Source organism: Kamptonema sp. UHCC 0994 (assembly GCF_029167235.1).
Classification (GTDB): domain Bacteria; phylum Cyanobacteriota; class Cyanobacteriia; order Cyanobacteriales; family Microcoleaceae; genus Kamptonema.
On the sequence record NZ_JARFTR010000287.1, the window covers coordinates 15,884 to 37,497 of the forward strand.

The following is a 21,614-nucleotide window of genomic DNA, read 5'->3' on the forward strand; positions in this document are numbered from 1 at the left end:
GGTAAAGAACTGCTATTGATTAAAGAGCTATATTGTATTGAAAGTGTCGCTCTTATTAATTATGGAGATAGAGACTTATAAATGGTGGGGGGAAACAGGCGAACCACCGCCACACTTAAAAACCAAAAAACAGCTTGCAGAAATGGGATTAAAGCCAGTAAAAGCAGTTGGAATTATCCCCACTCGCAAATATGATGTATTGCTGTACGATCCGGCAAATCCAGAGTCATGCAAGCCAAAGCGACAGCCAACCCAGAAACAATTAGAAGCTTTAGAAATTAGTAGGGCTAAAGCAAGATACAAGAGCGCTTACAAGGAGTGGTACGAAGAGGTAGGATTCATTGAAAAAGATAGAGTCAAAGCGGTAAAATGGGCAAGAAAGCAGCTCGGTCTTGATGATTGGGTAGTTTTGGATACAGAGACAACAGGCTTCAATGAGGCTGAAATAGTAGAAATAGCAATTGTTCAACCCAGTGGCGAACCGCTACTAAACACACTAATCAAGCCTACCATCCCCATTCCCTTAGAAGTCACACAAATACATAACATAACTGATGAAATGGTGGCACAGGCTCCCACTTTTCCCGAAATCTATCCTGCTATTGTGGAAGCTCTTACAGATAAACAAGTATTCATCTACAATTCTACTTTTGATATTAAGGTGTTGAATTACTGCTGTAACCTTCACGGCTTACCAATAATAAACTTACGTTATTCCGAGTGCATAATGGAGTGGGTAGCTCAATGGATAGGCAACTGGAGTTACTATTATAAAAACTACAAATGGCAACCGCTTAATGGAGAGCACAGAGCTTTAGGAGATTGTTTAGCTGTACTAAAGAAAATCAAAAAAATGGCTGCTGACTCCGATACGATCGACTGTCCCATCATTAATCCATTTCCTTAAGCAAATTTGTCATAAATTGCCTTTTTCTCCCTTAAAAAGGGTTTTTTTATCTTGTCCAGTTTGTCAACGGACTAGACAAACTTAATGAAGGGGTGAAAGCTAACCCCACTGATGCGATCGCACATAGTCCTGGCTTGAATTTCATTCTTTTGGTAAATTTGAATCTTCGCGGCAAGTCGAGAGTGGCAATGCTTCACCGCCTTGAATCATGGTAATCCTCATCCGATTGCTATCTGTTGACACATTTAAACAAGCACACCCATATCCGTAATAACCATTAGTTTTGACATATTCCTTTTCGTCACTGGGAAGATTATCCATTCCTTCGGCTTGATATCCTCCTTGCATGGAAATAACCCAAGTGCCATCTCCGTCTTTTAAATACCAATTTGCTGGCGTGGGATTTCGCAACCATCCACACCTAGTTTCTATCGCCTTAACAGGCAAAGCTATGACAGAAATAAATGAGATAATAGCCAATATAAACAAGCTTCTTTTCATAACTCTAATCATTTCATCACCTCTTCGGCAAACTATCACTACAACCAGCTTCTTTAAATTGTTGAAGTAACCGATTTCTATTCCCTTGAGAAATAGAACTCATTAATTTAGCAGGAGCGATTAACGGTTTAGGCCAAGCGTATTCGTAGATACCAAGTTGATTACTTCTAGTGTTAATAAAACCCACTCCTAAATAGTTACCTTGTTGGAGGAGAATAGTGAAACCACTGGTTTTGATGTATTTGCCAGAGATAGTTCCTTGAGTAAAACTTATCCCCATATCATTTTCGGTGGGAACAAAGGTTTCTATAATACAAACCTTACCTTTAATAGTTGAAGGGTAAATATTTTGAGTTTCTTCTAACGCTGTCCATTGACCGAGAAAAGGTGCTACATCAGGATTAACTGGCAACCAAGCTCTAACAAAAGCTTTCAATTTCTCAGTCTCAGCTTCATTCCGACGATCGCGAATATAAAAATCACGATTACCTGGCGATGGCGCAGCGACAAAACTGCGAAACTGCTTCATTAATTGCTGCAATTCATTCTCAGTTGGGTATCGTTTAGATTGTTGTGCAATAATTGGTAAACAAGCACCCAAAATTATCAAATTGACCATCAATGCTACTAGCCGATTTTTTCTCATAAATAATACTTTCAAGTTCTGTTAACCCTTAATTTACCAGCAAATCAGCACAGCTCCTCACTTGCTCATAAAAGCTATGTATAAACTACCATTCTCACAATTCCAACTCAATTGCACACCCATCACCTCGGAGCGCACTATCGTAACTAAAATATATGCGATCGCCAAAAAAGCAGAGCGCCACAAGTTGGCAAAACTAATGACCTGTGCGGTTATCTTACTGCCTGCAAACTTCGCTTTTTCTGCACCTACTTACTTGGGTAGTAAAACAATTGCTGAGACTGACAGTGCTAAATTTACTCAAAAGGTTAACATCATCCTGGCTCAAGAGAACACCCAGGTGCCGCTGAGCATTCGGTATGGTGGGACAGAAGCTAGGGGAGGCTTTGTCCTCATGCAGTTTACTGTACCTAATCGAGATACAACTCAACCGGCTTACGGTGGCAAGCTTCGTCTCTACGATGTTCATATTGCCAAAATGTTTGAAACTTCCCAATTTTTGTGCCAGCAATCTAGAGGCATTTCGGGTTATGAATGGGTTTATTTAGCAGGTAATGGAAGTATTCGTATGGGAAACTTTAGGATTTCCTGTAGTTTAGCTAGTGAAACAGCTTCAACCTACGGTTTAGGTAAGCCAGAACGCACCAGCATTGCCAGAGATACCGAGGGCGGCCCTCCTGAATCAGATGTCTATTCTATTCCGATTTTAGACATCACTGGTTCTAAGGTTCAGCAGTGGATTAATTTTGTGCAAAATTTTAAACCAACGAGGAGATAGCTGTAGCGACGTGCAATCACAACTAAACTTTGAGCTACCTGGCCCACAAACTCTGTCAAGTCAAGTCTCTTCTCATCCGCGAGAGGGCCTGATTCAAACCCTCACGGTGAATCCAGCCGACGTAGCCGCCATAAATCATTCTGCCATTGGGTGTACGTAAAAAAATGTGGTCAACTTTGCTCTCAGTAAGTCCTCTAACCCTACTTTTGTCAGAGCATCGGCAATCAATCCCGTCAAACCTAGTACGGCAATGCCTCCGAGCATTCCCGCCGGGCCACCTAAAAATGCCAGAGCTGCTGTGATTGCAGCCGCTCCTGTTAAACCTGTCGCCGCCATCGTTACCACCAGGATAATACCCGGTAAACCTAAAGCAGCTATTTTTTTTACGAGTTCATCCATTTTACTAACCCTCGCTGTTGTTCTTGTTGCCGATTCCTATAATTTTCCCGTTTGGGTATGGTGATCCTAGGCTCCTGAACCTCAAGATAGCAACAACTATTTGCTTACTTGTAGCGACTTGCAATCCTAACTATAATTAGGGCTGTTAACTGTTAACACAGATTAACACAGAGCGATCGCCACCAATCTAAAAACGCGGAGTTCCGCGCTTTTGTTCAAACCCTCGCTGCTCTATGATGAAATCATTACCGGCTTATACAGTTGTCTGAGAGAACAATATGCTGTTCTCCTCTCACTTAGGAATTATGCTACAAATTTATCACACAGCCAGCATCCCAGAGCGCGAGATCGAGATTAGTGCAGTTCGTTCTCAAGGAGCAGGGGGACAAAATGTAAATAAGGTAGCAACTGCTATTCACTTGCGCTTTAATATCAAAGCTTCCTCGCTGCCAGAGCGCTACAAAGAGCGGCTGTTAAATTTGAACGATCGGCGCATTACGGAGGATGGTATCGTTATCATCAAAGCCCAAGAACATCGCAGTCAGCTAGAGAACCGAGAGGAAGCGTTAAGGCGGCTTCAAGAACTCATTCAAAATGCAGTTGCAGTTCCCAAAAAGCGCTTCAATACCAAACAGACTCGCAGCTCTCAGCGCAAGCGCCTCGATAGCAAAACCAAGCGCGGACAGCTTAAAGCGATGAGAAGAAAGATTACAGATTAACTCTCTGTGGTGACAAAAAAGGTAGATTATACAAGTAAGTCTAGGCATCTTCAACTTATTAAAAATGACTTCACAAATCTGTCCCATTTGCAAGGCTTCTATCAATTCTTTTCCCCGATATCCCAAATACGTTTGTGAGGATTGTTTCAAAAAAGCCACTGATATCAATGGCAGAAAGCTTAACTTTTATAATGAGTCGATGGGTGGGGGATATGTTGCTTACTACTCTGACAGCAATAACGCCGAGGAATACAATAGCCATGAATCTTACATAGACGGAATTAAATGCTGGGCTGATGAAGCCAGATTTGGGGGTATAGTTATCGAAGTCGTTGAGTAAGTAGCGATCGCTTCGTTGATTAAATCAGATATTGGTTTTTGGTATCCACTGTCCACTGTCCACTGTCCACTGTCAATTGTCAAGTGTCCACCGTTAAACTCCCCGGAAACCGAGCGCCGTTTCCATAGCCTCGCGAGGACTGGGGTTAACTAGGGTTTGCTGAATAAGTTAGGAAAAATCGCGTAGGCGTAGCCAGCCGCAGACATCGCACTTGATGGGCAATTCAAGCTCGGCGAAACATAACTTTTTGTTGACTATAAGTTGCCCAGTTATAGCTTTTAATAATCATTAAACCGTAAACAGGCGTGATTTTCGGTTTGTGACATAAAAACACACAAAAAACCCGTCTTAACCAGGTAGAAAGGTTCATTACTAAAAAAGTAATAGCAATAGCTGTTTGAGCAGTATTATCAAGTTTTGCCATGACTCGATTCAAGCTAAATCTTCTTTTTCCTTGTCCAAATTTGCCCTCAATCGCATTCCTAATTCTCTCATCTTCTAAGGCTTGTTTCTTGGTTTCCTTACTCACATTTGCTGGTGGCCTTCCTAACGGTGGGCCACTGAGTCTAATTCCTCTTTCTTTACACCATGCTCGATTTTCTCTGGTTCGATAAATCCGATCAGCATGGACTGATTCTGGATAGTATCCTGTGTAACTTTTAAAGGCTTCTACTTGTGCTTTTAAGTCTCCCGATTCGTTAAAATTATCCCAACTTATCCGGTCTAAAAATACATATCCTTCAAAGCAGCTCGCTGACAGTTTGGCTCCAAACTCTACTGGTTTTCCTGCTTTCCCTCTGACAATGGGACGGATGTGGGGTTGGCTTAAACTTACTATTCTGTCCTCAATACTCTGTTTTTTATTTTCAAATAACCAGAGTTGTTGCCGATAGACTTCTGTCAGGACTAGCAAGGTTTTATATTGCTTTTTGGTCAGACTTTGTAGGGTGGCACCTGATTCGATTAGCTGTTCAATATGAGCGAGATTTCTTTTGATATATTGCAGTTGTTTTTTAATTGCTTGGATTTTTTTGTTTCGTTTAGGTCGTCGTTGTTTGGCTACTGCTAAGTAATCTTTTCTGGCAATATTACGGTAGGTTCTGGGTTTTTTATTAATTTTTCCTTTGAGGGATTTATAGAGGATATCGATGATTTTTTCGGTGTGAACTCTGGCCTTGTTTAATAGTCCTAAGTCGGTGGGATAGCTAATATCTGCTGGGGTACAGGTCGCATCTATGATTAATTTTCCTTGATTGGGTGACTCATTTTTTGCGTCCGAATCCTTTTTTTTTTCGGGTGGAACTGGGGTGGTTTCGCGCATTTTTTCCACCATTCGTTCATTGACTTTCTTGATTAGATTCGCACTAATTCTTTGCCGAAAGTGAACTAATAGTGATGGGTCAAATGGGGGTTCATTACTATAGGTTGATTGACCGATAAAGTATTGTAGGTAGGGGTTTTCACGGATTTGTTCTACTGTTTCTATGTCGCTGATTCCGAGTTTTTCTTTAATAATTAATGCCCCTAATGCCATTCTAAATGATTTGGCGGGTGCTCCCATTTCCGTGGGAAAATTTTCAGCATAATCTGATTCAAATTCCGACCAAGGAATTAGTTGGGCCATTTTCACCCAACGGTTATCTTCTGCCAACTTGCATCCGTTGGGAAGTTCAAAGTCGGATGGGGGGCTTGGGGTAAGCTCAACTTTTCTGTACACGATCGCAAATGGTGATGCACGGGTTTTGAGTCATTATACCTGTTTTTCTTGCACCCTTACTACTTTTTTGGTCGGAAAATCCATACACTGTTTACTTTTCTCACTGATTCAGCAAGCCCTAACTAATTCTCGATTTCTTTTAGCCTGATATAGGTTGCCAACCAAACCCAAGATCACCCCGAGAAACAATAAACTTCCCCCTAAATATTGAGCTAAAGTAGGAGCTTCCCCTAAAATTAAATAAGCCATCACTATAGCTGCAATTGGGTTCAATAAACTGGCTAAATTGAGTTCCGTTGAAGTCGCATTTTTTAAACCCGCTAACCAGCATAATTGACCCATGACGACAATAACCGCCGCATACACTATCATCCATTGCCAAAGAAAAGGAGATAACACTTCTGCAAAATGGTTTGGCCCGTAAAGGAGATTAGCCAAGATGAAAAAAATCACCGTCCCCAGAATATTGCGATAAATCGTAAAAATTCCCAAGGGAATGGATTGTAATTGCAGTTTACCAACAACGGTTGCAATGGAACCAATGATAGCAGCCATCGCCACAAAAATTTCTCCTCTTCCATGAAATCCAGCCATCGTCATCATCTGCCCTGAACTCGCTAAAAAAGCAGTCACTATCACCCCAACAAAGGAAATCAGAGAGCCTGCACTTGCCCAAAAATCGACCCGCGAACCCAATAGCCAAACACCCAATACCAGAGTTAAAATTGGTTCGATACGCCCAATTAAAACAATATTGGTAATATTTGTCTGTTCAATGGCTGAAAAAATTAATGCTGGCGCGATCGCCCCCGATAAAATACCTGTAATGGTTAAACTAATCCAATCTTTACGAGTCAGAGCTTTCAGAGTATTCGGTTTCCAGTCTTGATAAAAAATTAGAGTCATTAACCCCAAAGCACAAATATTACCCACAAATAAAACATTGCATAGTGAGATAGGATTTATGCCATTGATAGCATGAGCTTGTCCAACTTCAACGATTTTACGAGTGACAGAATTAGAAGCCGCAAAAATCAAAACAGCAATGCCAAGATACATTGGGCTAGGAACTCGCATAAAAAATTTATGTACTTTATTGGCAACCTGCATAATTTTTGTAGATTATTGCGGAAGTCATATCATAAAAATTAGCTTAAGGCAATGCCTTTTCATAGCCAATTTGGGGAGCAGAATAAATGGAGACAAACACAGCATCTTCACTATTTTCATTCACGGCCCCATGAATCTGATTTTTTTCTGCGATTGCAACTTGACCAGCATTCAAGCTTTGACTTTGACCATTGCCTAAATAATACGTCAAAGTGCCCCGGAGCATTACCCAAGTATCTTGTCCATCGGGGTGACAATGAGCTTGAACAATTTGGCCAGGCTTGACTCCCCAAATAGCGATGCTAGCATTTTCAGTCTGAATAATTTCAGTCACCGTAGCGACTCTATCGGAGAAACGCACATGAGCTTCTAAGGCAAAAATTCTGGATTGCATCATTTTCAAATCACCGTTTTATTTGGGTTGAGGACAGGTTTTGTTAGTAAAATCACATTGATAAATATAGTGTTCTTGCCAATGTAGGGGAATCTCTAGTAAATCCCTTGCACCAGTCATTCCCTGACCGATAAAAAGCAGTAGAGCAAAACAATTGAGAATGATATGAGCGGTGCGCCAGCGATTTTGTTTATCCTGATAAATATCTGGCACGATCGCCACTGAAAAAATCATCAATAAAGCGGCTGTAATACCGTAGTAATAATGGGAAACAAACCATTCATTATCCCTACGAAAGATTTCTGGCTGAAACCCTAAAATAATCAATCCCATGCCCGTAAAAGTGGCAAAAATGCCTCGCCAGAGTTTAACTCTTGCCTTAAATAGTAGGGTGAAAGAAGCAATACTTAATAGGAAAATGGCGACCACAAAAAAGACTCGAAAGGGTTCTTTGGTCAAGGTGTCGTTACCGAGCATTTTTGAGAAGATGGGATAGGCCATTCCCAGTAGGGCAACCCCTACCACTGAGCGACTCAACCAATTACCGATCGCTACGTGCTCAGAACCTACTACTGGCGGAATTTTACTTTTTTCCCCATCGGCGACTTGCAGACGGCGTTGACGGGTGAGTAGGGCGCGATTCAGTACAATTCCGATTAAGGGAAAGACGACAATAATGGCGATCGCCGGATGTAATAAAGCCAATGTATCTTGAAGTTCCATGTTAACGATCCATTAATGAACTATTCAGGGACAATCAAAATCAATTTGCACTAAGCAGCCACAAACAGAGACAGTAAAATGGCGATCGCATCGGCTGGTTCATAACGCTTAGTATAGTCCACGTCAATATGAGCTAGGGCAATATGATGGCGGCGATCGATGATAAAAGTCGCAGGAACAGGTAACAGCCAATCTTCTGTCCCGTTGTAATCGGGGAGAGCGTGACCCAGTTCTTTATAAATCAGTCGAAGTGGGTCAGGAATTGCAAAGACGACCCCATAATCACGGGCAACCGTGCAACCACTATCACTGAGAACATCAAAGGAAAGTGCGTTTTTAATGGCTGTTTTTCGCGAAGCATCAAGCGTTTGGGGAGAAATAGCTAAAACTGAAGCTCCTAATGCCTGAATTTTGGGTAATAGCCCCTGATAAGCCCGTAATTCTAGATTGCAATAGGGACACCAACTGCCAAAATAAAAGCAGAGAATAACGGCTCCTTGATTTAATTTATCGTAAAGACTAATCGGCTGACCGTCAGTATTTTGTAGGAGAAAATCGGGGGCTTCATCGTCAATTCTTAAGGCTCTTCGGTTTTGAAATTCTTTCGCTAAAGCTTGGGTTGCTCCTTGCATGATTGCCGCTTTTTCAGGGGGGAATTTTGTCAAAAATTCCCGTTTAAATTTAGAGAGTTCAAGTTGTAAATTCACAGGTTTTTCCTATATTTTATAGGAAATTCACCCTCACATTCCATCTGCAAGGGGAAAGATAAATTACTTGACTTCATTGGCTGGAAACATCGGCACTTTGCCTTTTTTCACAGCAACAACGACATCATAAGTTGCACAGTAGGAGAAGGTAACATCGTTGGCTTTGTTGTAGAGATTGACCACCATACCTGCTCCACCGGGTTGCACTCCTAATGGTAATAAATCACCAAAGAAAAATCGTCGTAATTGGTCGCCACTACCAATTTGTCCTTTGTTTTTACTAATCATCTCGATCTTTTGCTGAGCCGTCATTTCCGGGGCGGCGATCGCCTGATTTTGGAATTGGGGCAAAAAGCTATGTATGGCTACATCTCCCACACTGATAACGCTAGCGAGGGCTAGGGGAGCGAACAGAGGACTGAGGGATTTGAGTTTTAACATCTGCGTTTTTGGGGTGAGAACGGTTGATGAGACTATCATCATCTATTTCAATTTCTTTGAGAAGCAGGCAAAATAGAATATGATATATGCCATTTTGGAATAGGTGTACTATGGATCGAATTGCCTGTATGCAGAGTTTCGTTCGGGCGATCGAACTGAACAGTTTTTCTGCCGTTGCGCGGGAACAACAAACGACACAACCGACCATTAGTAAGCAAATCGCCGCTCTGGAAAAATATCTGGGGGTACAATTAATCACTCGTTCTACTACCCATTTGAGTTTGACCGAGGAGGGGAAAAAATACTATCAATACTGTCAGCAAATTTTGGAAACCGTCGCCGAAGCGGAGGCCAGTTTAACAGGAAAAGAACAGGCTACAGGCCTTTTACGATTGGGCTGTCCTGTGCTGTTTGGGCAAATGCAGATTGTCCCCCGTTTAAAAGCCTTTATGAAACGCTATCCCGATGTCAAGATCGATCTGATGATGGCGGATCATTTTGTGGACATTGTAGAGGATGGTTTAGACCTTTTGATCCGCATTGGTAATCGTCTGGATAGTTCCCACATTAGCCATCGCATCGGCATGACTCGCCGCGTCACAGTGGCAACAACAGGCTATTTTGAGCAAGCGGGAGAACCCAAAAAACCCGATGATTTGGTGGAGCATGATTGTATTATCTATACCCATTTGGCAACGGGCAATGAGTGGCAGTTTCAAGGAACAGATGGCATTATTAAGGTGCGGGTTGGGGGCTGTTTTCAAACTAATAGTTCTGTGGCGATTCGAGCAGCAGTGTTATCGGGTTTGGGGATTGCGGTAGCGCCGGTCTGGATGTTTGGTGATGAGATTTACCGGGGCGATCTTAAGGTGGTGTTGCAGGATTATCAGCCTACTCAGTTACAAATTCATGCGTTCTATCGTCGCAGTCGTTTTTATCCGGCAAAAATAACTTGTTTTATTGATTTTTTAACGTCAGAATTCAAGCTCGATCCGTGGGTTTCCGATTATGGGGTTTGAGTTATTCGGCGGTTGAAACCGCTTCTTGTCAAACAAAGGATTTGATTAGCCGTTTTGAATATTGCGATCGCCTCTTATAAACCTGTACCAAATAATCTATATCTTGGTTGATTTTGGTTTTCATGTCTATTTATTCTCTTCAGATATTAATTAATAATTTCTCCTTTGTTACTGGCCAACTTTTCACGCCATTTTTGGAGTTCTTCAGGTGTTTGTCTCACCCAATCTGTTACCTCGCCAACGATTTTTAATGGTGCGAGTGAGCGATAGGAGCGTGTCGGATTGCCCGGAAATTTTTTGTCTGTAACATTCGGGTCATTTTCAAACCCCCCTGTCGGTTCAACGATATAAACTCGTTCGCGCCCGTCGCCTTTTGCTAATGCAGCAGCTAGTCCCGCCCCATTAACAATGGCTGTGAAATAAATGTGATTCATTTTGAGTTCAAGTTTGTAATTAGAACTACCTCCTGCTATCAGCAAATCGCCCACCTGCAAATCTGCTTTCGTCCCATGATAAAAGGGGCCTTTGTCAGAAGGTTTATCCTTAAACGAAGTTGCTAATTCATAATTCTTTTTTGCCTTGTCAGGTTCGTTTAAGTCCTCATAGCATTTAGCAATGTTTGAATATAGAGAAGGGAAAGCACTCTTAACAGTGTCGTTATTTATTTTTAATGCCAACTGCAAAGCTGTTTCGAGCCATTTTAATTTGTCGGAAACATTTTTTTGATATCGAGCTACATAATGGGCGGAAATAAATTTTTCAAAGTCGTATGTCGCTTCATTCCAGGCTTGAAGAAACAGTTTACTTGCTTCTTCAGGTTTGCCTTTTTCTTCCATGCCCATACCTTGAAGACAGAGTTTAACAACATTGTTGTTTGGGTTGAATTCCATCTAAAGCTTTCATTTTTATTGAGGTACAAATCCGCTGAAAATGCCTTGTATGTAATCCTCTCTATGGGAGTCAATCCAATCAGCAGTTTCTGGGTAGCCCAGCGCCACTGCTTGCACTTTAGCTATGCCGACATCAAACATATTTGTTGTGTTGCATTCCCTTACTGCTTTTATCCCTTCTAAGATGTGCGCTGGTACGAGTACAGGCTGCACTGTAGGATAATTATGGGTTTGACCCAAATACTCCCGCACCCGCGCATCATAATCAGCTTCAGCAACTTCCAAATCTCGGAAATAGTGACCGTAATAATAGCCCCCATCTTGTAAGTTGTGAAAGTGTGTCACCCATTCTTCGCCCGGTTTCCACTCGTGTAGGGTAATTTCACCGGGAGCTGTAGCGGGTTGTGCGGGGATGGGATGAGATTTTAATAGCGTTCGTTGACTTTCACCGTTCATAATTATCAAGTTAATTCAGGGATTTTATCTTAAAAACAAGTACCAACCTACTTAGCTTACACTTACTGGCTCTGCCAAGCAAGATAAATCTTTTCACTCTGACACTGTAAACCTTGGGCTTACTTCTTGACGAAAAATTAGAAAAATTAATTTCTTTTTTGAATTACCGCTATTTCTGCGTCAGAAATGGCTGTGTTTAATATCTCTTTAGTGATAGTTTGGAATCCTTCATTTAGTTCCTCGGCTGTGAAAGTATAGCCCTGTTCTGTTGCTAGTTGAACTAAGCTGGCATTATCTTGCTGTTCTAAAGCTAACATAACTGATTCCCTGAGTGTTTTATTTGGTAACACTTGGGCAAAGAATTCTAAAAAGTTGAGCATTTGAGATTGGGTGAATTCTGACATAATTTCCTAAAAAGCAGGTGGATATTCAAAAGCCGGCTTGTGTGGGGTGAATGAGAAGAATTTGTAGTCGATGGGCTTGGGGTAGAAAAGTAAGTACCAACTGCCTCAGCTTGCATCATAGTTGCTCTGGCAACCAGGGAGGTTTTTCCATTCCTCAACGGTGAATCCAAAGCTTGTTTCTTCAGGAAAGCGCTCCACCATTCTTTGCATAGCATCCTGGGCTGTTTGAGATCGAAGGTAATATCCGTTTCTGGCGCTGAGGTCAGAGCGGCCGTCGCAGGGGTGACTGTAGGGCGCGTTGCGGGTGCATCGATATTCTTTCATCGGGTTATTTCAGGGGGAGGTTTAATAAATTTTAAAAGTTCATCTCTATATTTTCCAATGAACCATCAATCAAAAAGCTGGGGGGTACTCAAAAGCAGGTTGCCAGTTGGTATTAATTAGTCTACCAGTTTTAGCAGCATTGTAGTTACTCTGTAAGAAATGCCGCCTTTTGAGTTCAGAGTCGCCTGTTTGGAGAATTAACGTTTCTCTGGGCGGGTGGTGGTTGCTGAGAAATCCAGAAGAAAGCCGATTTTTGGGGGTGTAGTTCATAAACCTGGAATCCGCTGTATAATGCAAGATTGTCCTCAAATGAAAAAAACTAAGCTAACACAAATGAAGGAAAATATTATAATTAGTGAATAGTATGAATAGCAAAGGGATTGATTACTACTGTCGCAAGTTTTCTCAAAGAGAAAAAAAATCCAACCCAATTGGCTTAAACGTGAGCCGCTCTGCGGGGCTAGCTCCCAATAAACCAGTTTTGTTGCTAGCCGTAATCGGACTAATTCAGCGCGGCGATATCCAGCACAATCAAATTTATTTGTCACCTGAGTTAATTGCAGCGTTTCTGAAGCTATGGGGCGACTTAGAAATCAACAGGAAAGCCGATATTGGTTTGCCATTCTTTCATTTAAAATACAATAAATTTTGGCACTTCAAAGCTAAACCGGGTTATGAGCTTGTAGAATCGAGCCAAAACAAAGTAAAAGTGAGGAGCATTAGCGCGATCCGACAAACAATAGATTATGCTTACTTAGATTCTGAATTATGGAAGCTCCTGCAACATCCCGAAAGCAGGAATCAGTTGTTGCTCACCCTGATCGATGCTTGGTTCTCTGACAAAACCGCACAAATTGAGTGTTCCCTGCAATTCAACGCTTTCCGGGATTTGCAAGACCAATTATTTTCGACTGGTGGGCGCGTTTATCAGCCAGACGAGATTACCAGTGAAGGCGAACAAGAATCGATTGTCAGAGATGGCGCATTTCGGAGAACCATCATTTCGATCTACGAACACCGTTGTGCGTTCTGTGGCTTGCAAGTATTCAATAGTTTGGAGAATATCGTAGATGGAGCACATATCAAGCCGTTCAGTAAATTTTATGACGACCGCATCAATAATGGATTGAGTTTGTGCAAAAACCATCACTGGGCTTTTGACCGATTCTGGTTTACCCTCAACGATGATTTCACAATTATAGTTGCCGATACTTTGAGAGAGTATTCTCCCCACGCTCGTCCTATCAAAGATTTTCACGGCGATCGCATTACGCTACCAATGCGAGAAGAATATCGCCCCCGCCCCGATGCTTTGCAGTGGCACCGCCAAAGTTTTTTCGAGCGACAAGTTTGAACGGTTCGCAGTGACTGGACGAAGGCATTTTTATCCGAGGCAATGTGAAAGCAGTTGAGGAGTGAAAACGTTACTAAATCTGAAATACAACCACTTGACAGTTGTTCGTAAACGAACTATGCTAAGTAGCAGGTGAAATCCAAGGCGATCGCAGGAGGGCGAGTATGCTCAAAGGCAAAGAATACATGACTCAACAACAGCAAGCCTTGGCAGCAGAATTCGAGGCTGAAATTGAATCGGAGTACGCACTTTGTATAGCCCAGATTCAAGAAGCCAACCAAGCCATTGAATGGGCTACGACAGGCTTAACCGAACAGCAGCAAAACTTAGCCAATGCAGAAATTGATGCGCTCCGCCATTATTGGCAGGTTCGGCTAGAAGCTCTAGTCAATCTTGTATCTTGGAGAGATCCAAAATTGCTTCAACACTTGAACAAAAAAAATCTTGGAGAAAGCAAAACAATTGCTTGAGATGGTAATTAACTCAAATAACTCAAAGTCTAATTTTAACAAAGTAGATTTTCTTCATAACAATCAAGTTGATGTTTCGGGATGGTGACAAATGCTTAAAATATATTCTCCCGAATTGGATGAATTTATCTCTTTACACTCAGAGGAAACTCACACAGGGCAAGAGTGGATAGATTTGGCTTTAGCAGCGGGACTCAATCAAGATGAGATTAATCAGTTGATGGACTATCTTGATGATGCAGCAAATCGTTGAAAGTTGGTAAAACCAATCATTAACAAAACGAAAATGGAGAAAAGCCAATGAACACAAAAGTAGAAGAATGGAATGAAAGACTAGAAATGTTACCAGTAGTTACGGACGATGAGATGTCTAATGAATATCACAAACGCAGCTAAAGAATTTGCAATTGCCCAACACGGCACTCAAAAATATGGTGAGCATCCCTACTCGTATCATTTAGCTCAAGTATCTCAAGTGCTGGCTGAATTCGGGTATGCAGGCGACGGATCGATTATGGTCGCAGGATGGCTCCACGATGTTTTGGAAGATACTCCAACGACTTATGAAATGTTAGTGTCTGAATTTGGGAAAGAGACGGCCGATATTGTGTTTGCTGTAACTAGCGAACCCGGTACAAACCGAGTCGATCGCTTTCGCAAGACTGCACTAAAAATCCAGTCCAACAAAAAAGCTTTGATTGTTAAATTGGCTGATAGAATCGCCAACACTGAAGCCAGCCTCCAAAGCAATCCCAAGCTCTACAAAATGTACATTAAAGAGTTTCCCCCATTCAAGGAACTCCTGTACAATCCCCAGGATGCTGAACTCAGACAGATGTGGAATCGATTGGAAAGCTTAAACCCCTAGTAGGAGGTTTTATGGAAATAGGATGGAAGGGTAAAGATGGTAGAGTTATCAACATCACAAAAAAGTGTTTTTACGTCCAGTTGTCGCCATCTTACTTAAAGAAAATGGATGTTTCTGTCTTCAACGGAAATATGAGCATAAATGATGAGGGGTGGGTACTAAGGCTGTCTCTATCTGATACTAGAGAAATTAAAAAATACCAGCCATAAGCCATCAATGAGGTTGTTTGTTGTTAACCGTTCAATGTTTAAAGGGGACAAGAAAGAGCAAAACACTGTAACCACTCACTATCAACGCTCAATTTTACTCAACTTTCAAGAAGGATAGAAAAATGGAACATTCTGTAACAACTGCTATTATTTCCGAACTTGAGAAGTCCTTGTTAGCGAAAGGGTTAAAAATAGTCAAGTTAGATGAACCAGTTTCTCAAGGATACTCAGAGGAGTGGGAAATTCAAGATAGCGAGGGATGGATTTATGCGGGGTTTGGAATCAAGAATGGAAGCTATAAATACAATCTTGTTACCAATGACTCCTTACCATTTGAAGCTCAATCAACTATTGATTGGGTGAAAAATGAAATTATCCGTGCTCACCAATTGGCTTGATATCATAAGGATGACCCCAGCTAAATCAATAGTTAGGAGCAGATCGTGTTACAGGAATCAACCCTAAATCAAGTTTTTGAAATCCTAAAGCCCTTAAGCGAGTCATTAGGTCAACATTCTTATTCCGTGAGGTTTTACTCTCCTTCGAGTGGAGTTATTGAATTCATGCTTGATTGGAAATGCTTTACGGGGGAGCTTGAATTTAACAGTCAATCAGAGCTATTGGAGAAAGCAAGAGAATTGCTTAAGATGGCAATTAACTCAAAGTCTAACTTTAAAGAAGGCGAAAAATAATGCAGACTGAAAAGGATAACAAATAACATGAGCTACGTAAAAACTTACCCCATGCAATTTGCGGGCCAGCGCTGGTGGTTGACCAAGCCTGAGATTAAGCACGTTCAACAACTCAAAGAAAAATTTCCTAATAATTGGGAGGCGAAAGTTATTGAACAGACGGAAAGACGAACACTAGGTCTTTCTTTCAAAAAAGATGAACCAGAGGAGTCTATTAGCCTTGAGGAATTGTTGGGCGATGATTATGAAAACAGACCTGGATATGTGTACGCTAATTACCGTATGCACTTTGCGGGTCGAGGATGGTGGTTTATGAAGGAAGAAAAAGAACATATAGAGCTACTTCAGAAATACTTTCCTCAAACTTGGGAAAAGGCAGCTTTAGAGCGGATAGACAATCGCACCATCGGGCATTTAGAGCAAGACTATGCTTTACAAAAGAAGATGAGCCAAGGAGCGATCGCCGAAGTTAAACCCATCATTCCCTTAACCTCTGAGCAGTAACCATTAATCTCGCTTTCAAGGATAGCTCATTAAAAGGGCTATCCTTATTCTGAATTAGATTGTTTTTAATTTATGACCCAATTTGCTATAAAATTTCAGAAAGATACTCAAGTTCGTTATGCTATTAAGAAAACCCAAGGCAATCCAGAATATAATGGAATTGATGTCGGCACTTTGGAAGATGCCAAAATTTGGAAAACTGAACGAGGGGCTAAAAAGTATTTAGAAACCCACGTACTTATAGGCAGACAAGGTGAAAGGCTCCGTGCAGGATGGACTTCCATCGAGGTAGTGGAAATTTCCCCACAGCAGCAGTGGCAAGCAAATAATCCTGAAGTAATCCGAAAAGCAAAAGCCAAGTACGATAGTAAACGTCCCATTCTTTCCTTCCGTCCTAAACCTGAGATTTTGAAGTGGTTAGAGAAGGAGCGATCGCCCAATGAAACTGATGCTAACCTCCTCAATCGCAAGTTAGAAAAGCTGATGAAGTTGGAGCAAGGACTTAACAGTTAACAGTAATTTTTATAACTGATTTAGCGATTCAGGAGGTTAGCATCACTATTATACTATAATTGGATATCTCAAAGATTTCTATTTCCGAGGTTAAATTATTTATGAGAATTGAAACACTTAAGTCAACATTATTGTCCGAAATTAAAGAATTAGAGGAAAGTTTGCACATAATTGAAAATAGGGTAAAAGAAGGTGCTACATTAGGCTCCCATACAAATGTAGATACAGCGAGAATCAATAATTTAATTGGCAAATATCAATTATTGACGGAGATAATGGCGGCAAATGAAACAAAAGAACAATGAATAATCAATCTAAACCTCAAGTAGTCGAGCAACTGCGGGAATATCTACAAGCGATTGTGGCAGTGATGAAACAATCAAAAAAGGAGACTAGCAAATATTCGGGATTTCAAGAATTAATTTTAGACTACGGCCGCTTCATGGAACCTAAACCTTTACCGAAAAATATTAAGCGCGGTCAACCCCGTTCTTGTTATTACAATTGCCAGCAGCTTGCTTTGAAACATAGTAATCTCACTTATGTGGAAGGATTTGCGATCGCGGCTGATGTATCTTTTCCCCTCGCTCATGCTTGGCTCCTTTCCCCTGATGGCTATGCTCTCGATCCAACCTGGGAAACTTCAGGAAATTGCTACTTGGGAATCCCGTTTTCAACTCAATGGGTTAAATCCGTAGTAAAATTACGAACACAGCAAGGTCATGCTGATATTCTTAGCATTTTTGAAGGAAATTACCTCGAAGATTTTTCACTTCTAAAAGACGGATTTACCACCTAACGCCATTATAGGAAAATTATGACAAACCAACCCATTGAAAAATTAAACCTATCCGATACTCAATATGCAGATATTCTGCTCAATAGCATCAATCCAGGGTTTGAATTGGGATTGATTGCTAAAGGTGTTGAACCAGAAGAAGCTAAAACTAAAACTCGTTTAATTACTTTGCTGACTCGTAAACCAGAAACACCCGCAGCTTGGCAAGAATTGAAAAAATCTTGGACTGAAACATTGGGTAAAGAACCTACGGATAAGGATTTTGCACTCATCTCTCAAATTTTCTGGGATAATGAGACAACTCAGCATTAAATAGCACAGAACGATCGCCACCGTACCAAAAACGCGACGGATCGCGCTTTTGTCGCGCGAATAATTCTACTTTTTCTCCATTGCCATACAAATCAACCCTTTTAATCTCGAAACCCAGTATTAATTAGGAATTGAAATTGGTTTAATAAATTTAGAATTAGCACGAACATAACATATCCCTTTCGGGCTTACCGTCCGCATCCAGGTGGCTCCATTACTTGATTGAAAAGCACTAGCCCCTCTAGTCTCAGCTTTAAGGCGATCGCGTCCAGCCCGAAACACAAATTTCACGGCAGCCTCAGCATTGGGTTGAGCGCGGCAATTCAACTCACCATCACTCGACACGACTTGCCATGCTGGCCAAGTCAGAAACCCGGCTGTTTCTGATAAATCATTATCGCTATTCTGTGAAGTAAAATTGCCGTTTTTATCGGCAACTGGTAAAGGCTCTACTAATGTTACCTTGAAAGTTTGACCAATGGATGGGCAATTTGTCCCGCTTTTAACTATTTGAGTTAATTGTGCTTCAACCTGATTATTCTTTTGGTGTCGCACAATATTAATATCACCAACACAGCTTATTTCTTTCTCTCTTTTGCCAATTAAATCTTCTTTAAAGGTTCCTTTATAAGTTACGCTGCCTGCTGTTTCTGAAGTATTAATGATTTTAATTTGTCCCATAAAATAGCGATCGCCACTATGACGATAATAAAAATTATTATTATTCCTTTGAATTTCGTCAAAGGACAAGGCAAAACTTCGATCGCTATTGGTATAGGTACTTGCACTAGCAGCACTGGCAACAAAAAGTGATAAAGCTCCCACTAAGCCAGAGACATATCGGAGTTTCATATCTAACACAAATTGGTTGAAACGTTAATATTTTAGCGCACTGAATGGCAATCGCTTTTAAAAAACAGGGTACTCAGCGCTTTTCATTAAGTTGAGAAGGATAGCGGAGGATATAGACATAAAATGCAAATATCCTCTAGCCCACCCCACAATGCCCTCTCTCATCCCCTCACTCAACAGTTGCGAAGCCCGAATGACACCGGGAGAGAGACGTTTGGCCATGCGCTTAGAACAAAAGCTCGATCGGGATTACCTCATCTGGTATGACGTACCCATTGGCAAAAGGCAACTGCACCCCGATTTCATCATCTTGCACCCCATTCGAGGCTTATTGGTGTTAGAAGTCAAAGACTGGAAAATCGACACCATCCGCAATGTGACGAGGGCAAGTTGGACAATTTTAGATCGCAATAGCGACAATCCCAAACAAGTAGATAACCCTTTAGAGCAAGCGCGAAAGTATGTATTTCATGCCGTGAAGTTATTAGAACGCGATGCTGATTTAGTCCACAGCTTCAGCAATCCCTACGCTGGTAAGTGCATAATTCCTTACGGTTATGGTGTTGTTTTTACCAATATTACGCGCTCAGTTTTCGAGAAACAGGGCTTAGGAGAAGTAATCGAATCAAACTTAGTAATTTGCAAAGATGAAATGCTGGAAAGCGTTGCTGATAGCGATTTTCAAGAACGTTTGTGGAATATGTTTCCTTACCATTTCGAGCACACTTTAAGCCAGCACCAAATTAATCGCATCCGATGGCATATTTTCCCAGATATTGCCATTGAGCCATCCCTATTGCCAGAACCAGAAGAGGATACAGAAATTACCCCAGTGGCGATCGCACCTGACCTCATCAAAATTATGGACTTGCAGCAAGAGCAGTTAGCGCGAAGTCTCAGGGGCGGACATCGTGTAATTCATGGCGTGGCGGGGTCAGGTAAAACCTTAATTCTGGTTTATCGCTGTCAGTTTTTAGCAGAACAGAGTGACAAACCGATATTGGTACTATGTTTTAATATTTCCCTAGCATCAAAGCTCAGGCAAATACTCAGAGAAAAGGGTATTATTGAGGGGAAAGTATCAGTACAACATTTTCATAGCTGGTGTATGGAACAGTTGCGACTTTATAACCTACCGTTACCAGATCGCACCATGTACCGAGGCAATGAATTTGTGGAGCAGTTAGTCTCGCAAGTGATTTTAGGAGTGGAAGCGGGAAATATACCCAAGGGTAAATATGGGGCGGTGCTACTGGATGAAGGGCATGATTTTCAACCCGATTGGCTCAAATTAATCGTGCAGATGGTTGACCCCGAAACTAATTCGTTGTTAGTGCTTTACGACGATGCTCAGAGCATTTACGAAAAGAAAAAACTCGGTAAGTTTAGTTTTGCTAGTGTGGGCATTCAGGCAAGGGGACGGACTACAAGTCTTAAACTCAATTACCGCAATACTGAAGAGATTTTACACTTTGCCTATCAGTTTGCTAAGAATATCATGCAGCCCACAGAAGATAATGAAGAAGATGCGCCCGTACTCCTCAAACCCGAAACTGTGGGCAGACATGGGGCAAAACCGACATTTACCCGCTTGTCTAGTTTTGCCGCTGAGACAAGGCATATATGCGATCGCATTCGCGAATATAGAGAGCGTGGGATAGCTTGGAATGACATCGCGATTGTTTACCGTTTAGGCTTCATGGGGCAATCGCTTAATCAGGCTTTGAAAAATGTTGATATCCCTGTAGAATGGCTCAATGCTGATAGTAATAGCCGCTACTACCACCCCGAAGCCCCAAGCGTAAAATTGTTAACAATACACAGCAGTAAGGGGCTAGAATTTCCAGTAGTGTTTATTCCGGGTGTTGGTTTTATGCCTTCTCAGTCTCAGTCAATTGCTGATGAAGCGAGACTTTTGTACGTGGCCATGACTAGGGCGATGGATTACTTAGAATTGAGTGGCGATCGCGATTCTGCTTTCGTAGCAAAACTATTAACTGTTAAATAAAAATGAAAACGATAAGTAGTGCTAGATTCTTTTTCCTAATGGTCGGACTATTAGCTATTTTTTGCTGTTTTTCTCTCGTTAGAACAACTTTGGAGAAAGCCACTACTCCCTTGCCTGATAAAGTAGGGTTTTATCTGTTCATGGCATTCTTATTAGCCGTTTGTTTACTGACTGCCATCAGTTGCTTTTACTTTCTGCTTCCCAAAAACTGGGAGAATTATGAGAAAAGTTACGAATATGATTTAGAGGAAAAGCCACCGCTAAATATCCAACTTGGAGAAAGTGGCAAGGAATTAGTAAAATCAGATGCTCTCATCACTGAGGATAAATTAGTAGACATTTCCTGTGAAGCATTTTGGAACAGTCAGTGGTATGAAGGGAAAATCATCAGACAATTAAAACTACGTACCGGGATTGGCAAACAATTTTGTAGAATTTATCTGGTAGAAATGGGTATGCCACCCGTCCGCCAATGGCTTAGTGCTGACCTCATTCGCCAACCGTCAGCGGATAGGTTGGAGCCAGAGGAATATCACTAAAAGAAGGGGCTATTTCGGT

31 protein-coding genes and 1 pseudogene are annotated in these 21,614 nt (G+C 41.5%); 18 read left to right on the top strand and 14 right to left on the bottom strand.

Annotated elements, in window-relative coordinates:
• Positions 1-61: 61 nt before the first annotated feature.
• Complete coding sequence (locus tag PY364_RS25135; RefSeq protein ID WP_275570435.1) at positions 62-907, top strand: 3'-5' exonuclease; 846 nt, start codon at positions 62-64, stop codon at positions 905-907.
• A 141-nt stretch (positions 908-1,048) separates the two neighbouring features.
• Here PY364_RS25135 and PY364_RS25140 read toward each other — a convergent pair whose 3' ends face one another.
• Both PY364_RS25140 and PY364_RS25145 read right to left on the bottom strand, forming a co-directional pair.
• Positions 1,049-1,408, bottom strand: coding sequence for a DUF4087 domain-containing protein (locus PY364_RS25140; RefSeq protein ID WP_275570436.1), 360 nt, complete (start codon positions 1,406-1,408; stop codon positions 1,049-1,051).
• A 16-nt stretch (positions 1,409-1,424) separates the two neighbouring features.
• On the bottom strand, positions 1,425-2,054 hold the full coding sequence (locus PY364_RS25145) for a hypothetical protein (protein WP_275570437.1): 630 nt from the start codon (positions 2,052-2,054) through the stop codon (positions 1,425-1,427).
• A gap of 76 nt (positions 2,055-2,130) precedes the next feature.
• Here PY364_RS25145 and PY364_RS25150 point away from each other — a divergent pair, with 76 nt between their 5' ends.
• The gene (locus PY364_RS25150) at positions 2,131-2,832 is read left to right on the top strand and encodes a hypothetical protein (RefSeq protein ID WP_275570438.1); all 702 of its coding nucleotides are present in this window, start codon (positions 2,131-2,133) and stop codon (positions 2,830-2,832) included.
• A gap of 135 nt (positions 2,833-2,967) precedes the next feature.
• Here PY364_RS25150 and PY364_RS25155 read toward each other — a convergent pair whose 3' ends face one another.
• On the bottom strand, positions 2,968-3,231 hold the full coding sequence (locus PY364_RS25155) for a hypothetical protein (RefSeq protein ID WP_275570439.1): 264 nt from the start codon (positions 3,229-3,231) through the stop codon (positions 2,968-2,970).
• Positions 3,232-3,536: 305 nt separating this feature from the next.
• Between PY364_RS25155 and arfB the strand changes: the two genes are divergently transcribed.
• Both arfB and PY364_RS25165 read left to right on the top strand, forming a co-directional pair.
• Complete coding sequence (arfB, locus tag PY364_RS25160; RefSeq protein ID WP_343278862.1) at positions 3,537-3,950, top strand: alternative ribosome rescue aminoacyl-tRNA hydrolase ArfB; 414 nt, start codon at positions 3,537-3,539, stop codon at positions 3,948-3,950.
• A gap of 64 nt (positions 3,951-4,014) precedes the next feature.
• Positions 4,015-4,290: a hypothetical protein gene (locus tag PY364_RS25165; RefSeq protein WP_275570441.1), complete on the top strand. Its 276-nt coding sequence runs from the start codon at positions 4,015-4,017 to the stop codon at positions 4,288-4,290.
• Positions 4,291-4,513: 223 nt separating this feature from the next.
• Here the strand turns inward: PY364_RS25165 and PY364_RS25170 are convergent, their stop codons facing one another.
• From PY364_RS25170 to PY364_RS25195, 6 genes are all read right to left on the bottom strand, one after another.
• On the bottom strand, positions 4,514-6,007 hold the full coding sequence (locus PY364_RS25170; protein ID WP_275570442.1) for an IS5 family transposase: 1,494 nt from the start codon (positions 6,005-6,007) through the stop codon (positions 4,514-4,516).
• A gap of 108 nt (positions 6,008-6,115) precedes the next feature.
• The gene (locus PY364_RS25175; RefSeq protein WP_275570443.1) at positions 6,116-7,117 is read right to left on the bottom strand and encodes a DMT family transporter; all 1,002 of its coding nucleotides are present in this window, start codon (positions 7,115-7,117) and stop codon (positions 6,116-6,118) included.
• A gap of 43 nt (positions 7,118-7,160) precedes the next feature.
• Positions 7,161-7,514: a cupin domain-containing protein gene (locus PY364_RS25180; protein WP_275570444.1), complete on the bottom strand. Its 354-nt coding sequence runs from the start codon at positions 7,512-7,514 to the stop codon at positions 7,161-7,163.
• A gap of 15 nt (positions 7,515-7,529) precedes the next feature.
• Positions 7,530-8,234, bottom strand: a complete 705-nt coding sequence (locus tag PY364_RS25185) for a DUF4079 domain-containing protein (RefSeq protein WP_275570445.1) — start codon at positions 8,232-8,234, stop codon at positions 7,530-7,532.
• 50 nt (positions 8,235-8,284) lie between these two features.
• Complete coding sequence (locus PY364_RS25190) at positions 8,285-8,941, bottom strand: peroxiredoxin-like family protein (RefSeq protein ID WP_275570446.1); 657 nt, start codon at positions 8,939-8,941, stop codon at positions 8,285-8,287.
• A 63-nt stretch (positions 8,942-9,004) separates the two neighbouring features.
• A complete protein-coding gene (locus PY364_RS25195; RefSeq protein ID WP_275570447.1) occupies positions 9,005-9,382 on the bottom strand; it encodes a hypothetical protein in 378 nt (125 codons plus the stop codon).
• A gap of 110 nt (positions 9,383-9,492) precedes the next feature.
• Here PY364_RS25195 and PY364_RS25200 point away from each other — a divergent pair, with 110 nt between their 5' ends.
• A complete protein-coding gene (locus tag PY364_RS25200; RefSeq protein ID WP_275570448.1) occupies positions 9,493-10,401 on the top strand; it encodes a LysR family transcriptional regulator in 909 nt (302 codons plus the stop codon).
• A 146-nt stretch (positions 10,402-10,547) separates the two neighbouring features.
• Here the strand turns inward: PY364_RS25200 and arr are convergent.
• The 4 genes and pseudogenes from arr to PY364_RS25220 form a co-directional block, all read right to left on the bottom strand.
• Positions 10,548-10,925: pseudogene (arr, locus tag PY364_RS28860) on the bottom strand (NAD(+)--rifampin ADP-ribosyltransferase); the annotation flags it as partial.
• A gap of 381 nt (positions 10,926-11,306) precedes the next feature.
• A complete protein-coding gene (locus tag PY364_RS25210; protein WP_275570450.1) occupies positions 11,307-11,747 on the bottom strand; it encodes a DUF5049 domain-containing protein in 441 nt (146 codons plus the stop codon).
• 146 nt (positions 11,748-11,893) lie between these two features.
• Entirely contained in the window at positions 11,894-12,151 is a 258-nt protein-coding gene (locus PY364_RS25215; protein ID WP_275570451.1) for a Nif11-like leader peptide family natural product precursor, read from the bottom strand.
• 393 nt (positions 12,152-12,544) lie between these two features.
• The gene (locus tag PY364_RS25220; protein WP_275570452.1) at positions 12,545-12,745 is read right to left on the bottom strand and encodes a hypothetical protein; all 201 of its coding nucleotides are present in this window, start codon (positions 12,743-12,745) and stop codon (positions 12,545-12,547) included.
• 94 nt (positions 12,746-12,839) lie between these two features.
• Here PY364_RS25220 and PY364_RS25225 point away from each other — a divergent pair, with 94 nt between their 5' ends.
• The 11 genes from PY364_RS25225 to PY364_RS25275 all read left to right on the top strand — a co-directional run bounded on the left by PY364_RS25225 (position 12,840) and on the right by PY364_RS25275 (position 18,196).
• A complete protein-coding gene (locus tag PY364_RS25225) occupies positions 12,840-13,829 on the top strand; it encodes an HNH endonuclease (protein ID WP_275570453.1) in 990 nt (329 codons plus the stop codon).
• A gap of 164 nt (positions 13,830-13,993) precedes the next feature.
• Complete coding sequence (locus PY364_RS25230) at positions 13,994-14,299, top strand: hypothetical protein (protein WP_275570454.1); 306 nt, start codon at positions 13,994-13,996, stop codon at positions 14,297-14,299.
• A 91-nt stretch (positions 14,300-14,390) separates the two neighbouring features.
• A complete protein-coding gene (locus PY364_RS25235; protein ID WP_275570455.1) occupies positions 14,391-14,552 on the top strand; it encodes a hypothetical protein in 162 nt (53 codons plus the stop codon).
• Positions 14,553-14,672: 120 nt separating this feature from the next.
• Positions 14,673-15,167, top strand: coding sequence for an HD domain-containing protein (locus tag PY364_RS25240; protein ID WP_275570456.1), 495 nt, complete (start codon positions 14,673-14,675; stop codon positions 15,165-15,167).
• Positions 15,168-15,178: 11 nt separating this feature from the next.
• Positions 15,179-15,376: a hypothetical protein gene (locus tag PY364_RS25245; protein WP_275570457.1), complete on the top strand. Its 198-nt coding sequence runs from the start codon at positions 15,179-15,181 to the stop codon at positions 15,374-15,376.
• A 122-nt stretch (positions 15,377-15,498) separates the two neighbouring features.
• A complete protein-coding gene (locus PY364_RS25250) occupies positions 15,499-15,774 on the top strand; it encodes a hypothetical protein (RefSeq protein ID WP_275570458.1) in 276 nt (91 codons plus the stop codon).
• 321 nt (positions 15,775-16,095) lie between these two features.
• Positions 16,096-16,572 (top strand): hypothetical protein, encoded by a 477-nt coding sequence (locus tag PY364_RS25255; protein WP_275570459.1) that lies wholly within the window; start codon positions 16,096-16,098, stop codon positions 16,570-16,572.
• Positions 16,573-16,644: 72 nt separating this feature from the next.
• On the top strand, positions 16,645-17,085 hold the full coding sequence (locus tag PY364_RS25260) for a hypothetical protein (RefSeq protein ID WP_275570460.1): 441 nt from the start codon (positions 16,645-16,647) through the stop codon (positions 17,083-17,085).
• 101 nt (positions 17,086-17,186) lie between these two features.
• A complete protein-coding gene (locus tag PY364_RS25265) occupies positions 17,187-17,390 on the top strand; it encodes a hypothetical protein (protein ID WP_275570461.1) in 204 nt (67 codons plus the stop codon).
• Positions 17,387-17,884 carry a hypothetical protein gene (locus PY364_RS25270; protein WP_275570462.1) on the top strand — a complete coding sequence of 166 codons (498 nt, stop codon included), beginning with the start codon at positions 17,387-17,389 and terminating at the stop codon, positions 17,882-17,884. The genes PY364_RS25265 and PY364_RS25270 overlap by 4 nt, the downstream gene beginning before the upstream one ends.
• Before the next feature lie 18 nt (positions 17,885-17,902).
• Positions 17,903-18,196: a hypothetical protein gene (locus PY364_RS25275; RefSeq protein WP_275570463.1), complete on the top strand. Its 294-nt coding sequence runs from the start codon at positions 17,903-17,905 to the stop codon at positions 18,194-18,196.
• A 120-nt stretch (positions 18,197-18,316) separates the two neighbouring features.
• Here PY364_RS25275 and PY364_RS25280 read toward each other — a convergent pair whose 3' ends face one another.
• Positions 18,317-19,048 (bottom strand): hypothetical protein, encoded by a 732-nt coding sequence (locus PY364_RS25280; RefSeq protein WP_275570464.1) that lies wholly within the window; start codon positions 19,046-19,048, stop codon positions 18,317-18,319.
• 151 nt (positions 19,049-19,199) lie between these two features.
• Here PY364_RS25280 and PY364_RS25285 point away from each other — a divergent pair, with 151 nt between their 5' ends.
• On the top strand, positions 19,200-21,056 hold the full coding sequence (locus PY364_RS25285; protein WP_275570465.1) for a 3'-5' exonuclease: 1,857 nt from the start codon (positions 19,200-19,202) through the stop codon (positions 21,054-21,056).
• A gap of 2 nt (positions 21,057-21,058) precedes the next feature.
• A complete protein-coding gene (locus PY364_RS25290) occupies positions 21,059-21,595 on the top strand; it encodes a hypothetical protein (protein ID WP_275570466.1) in 537 nt (178 codons plus the stop codon).
• Positions 21,596-21,614 lie beyond the last annotated feature (19 nt).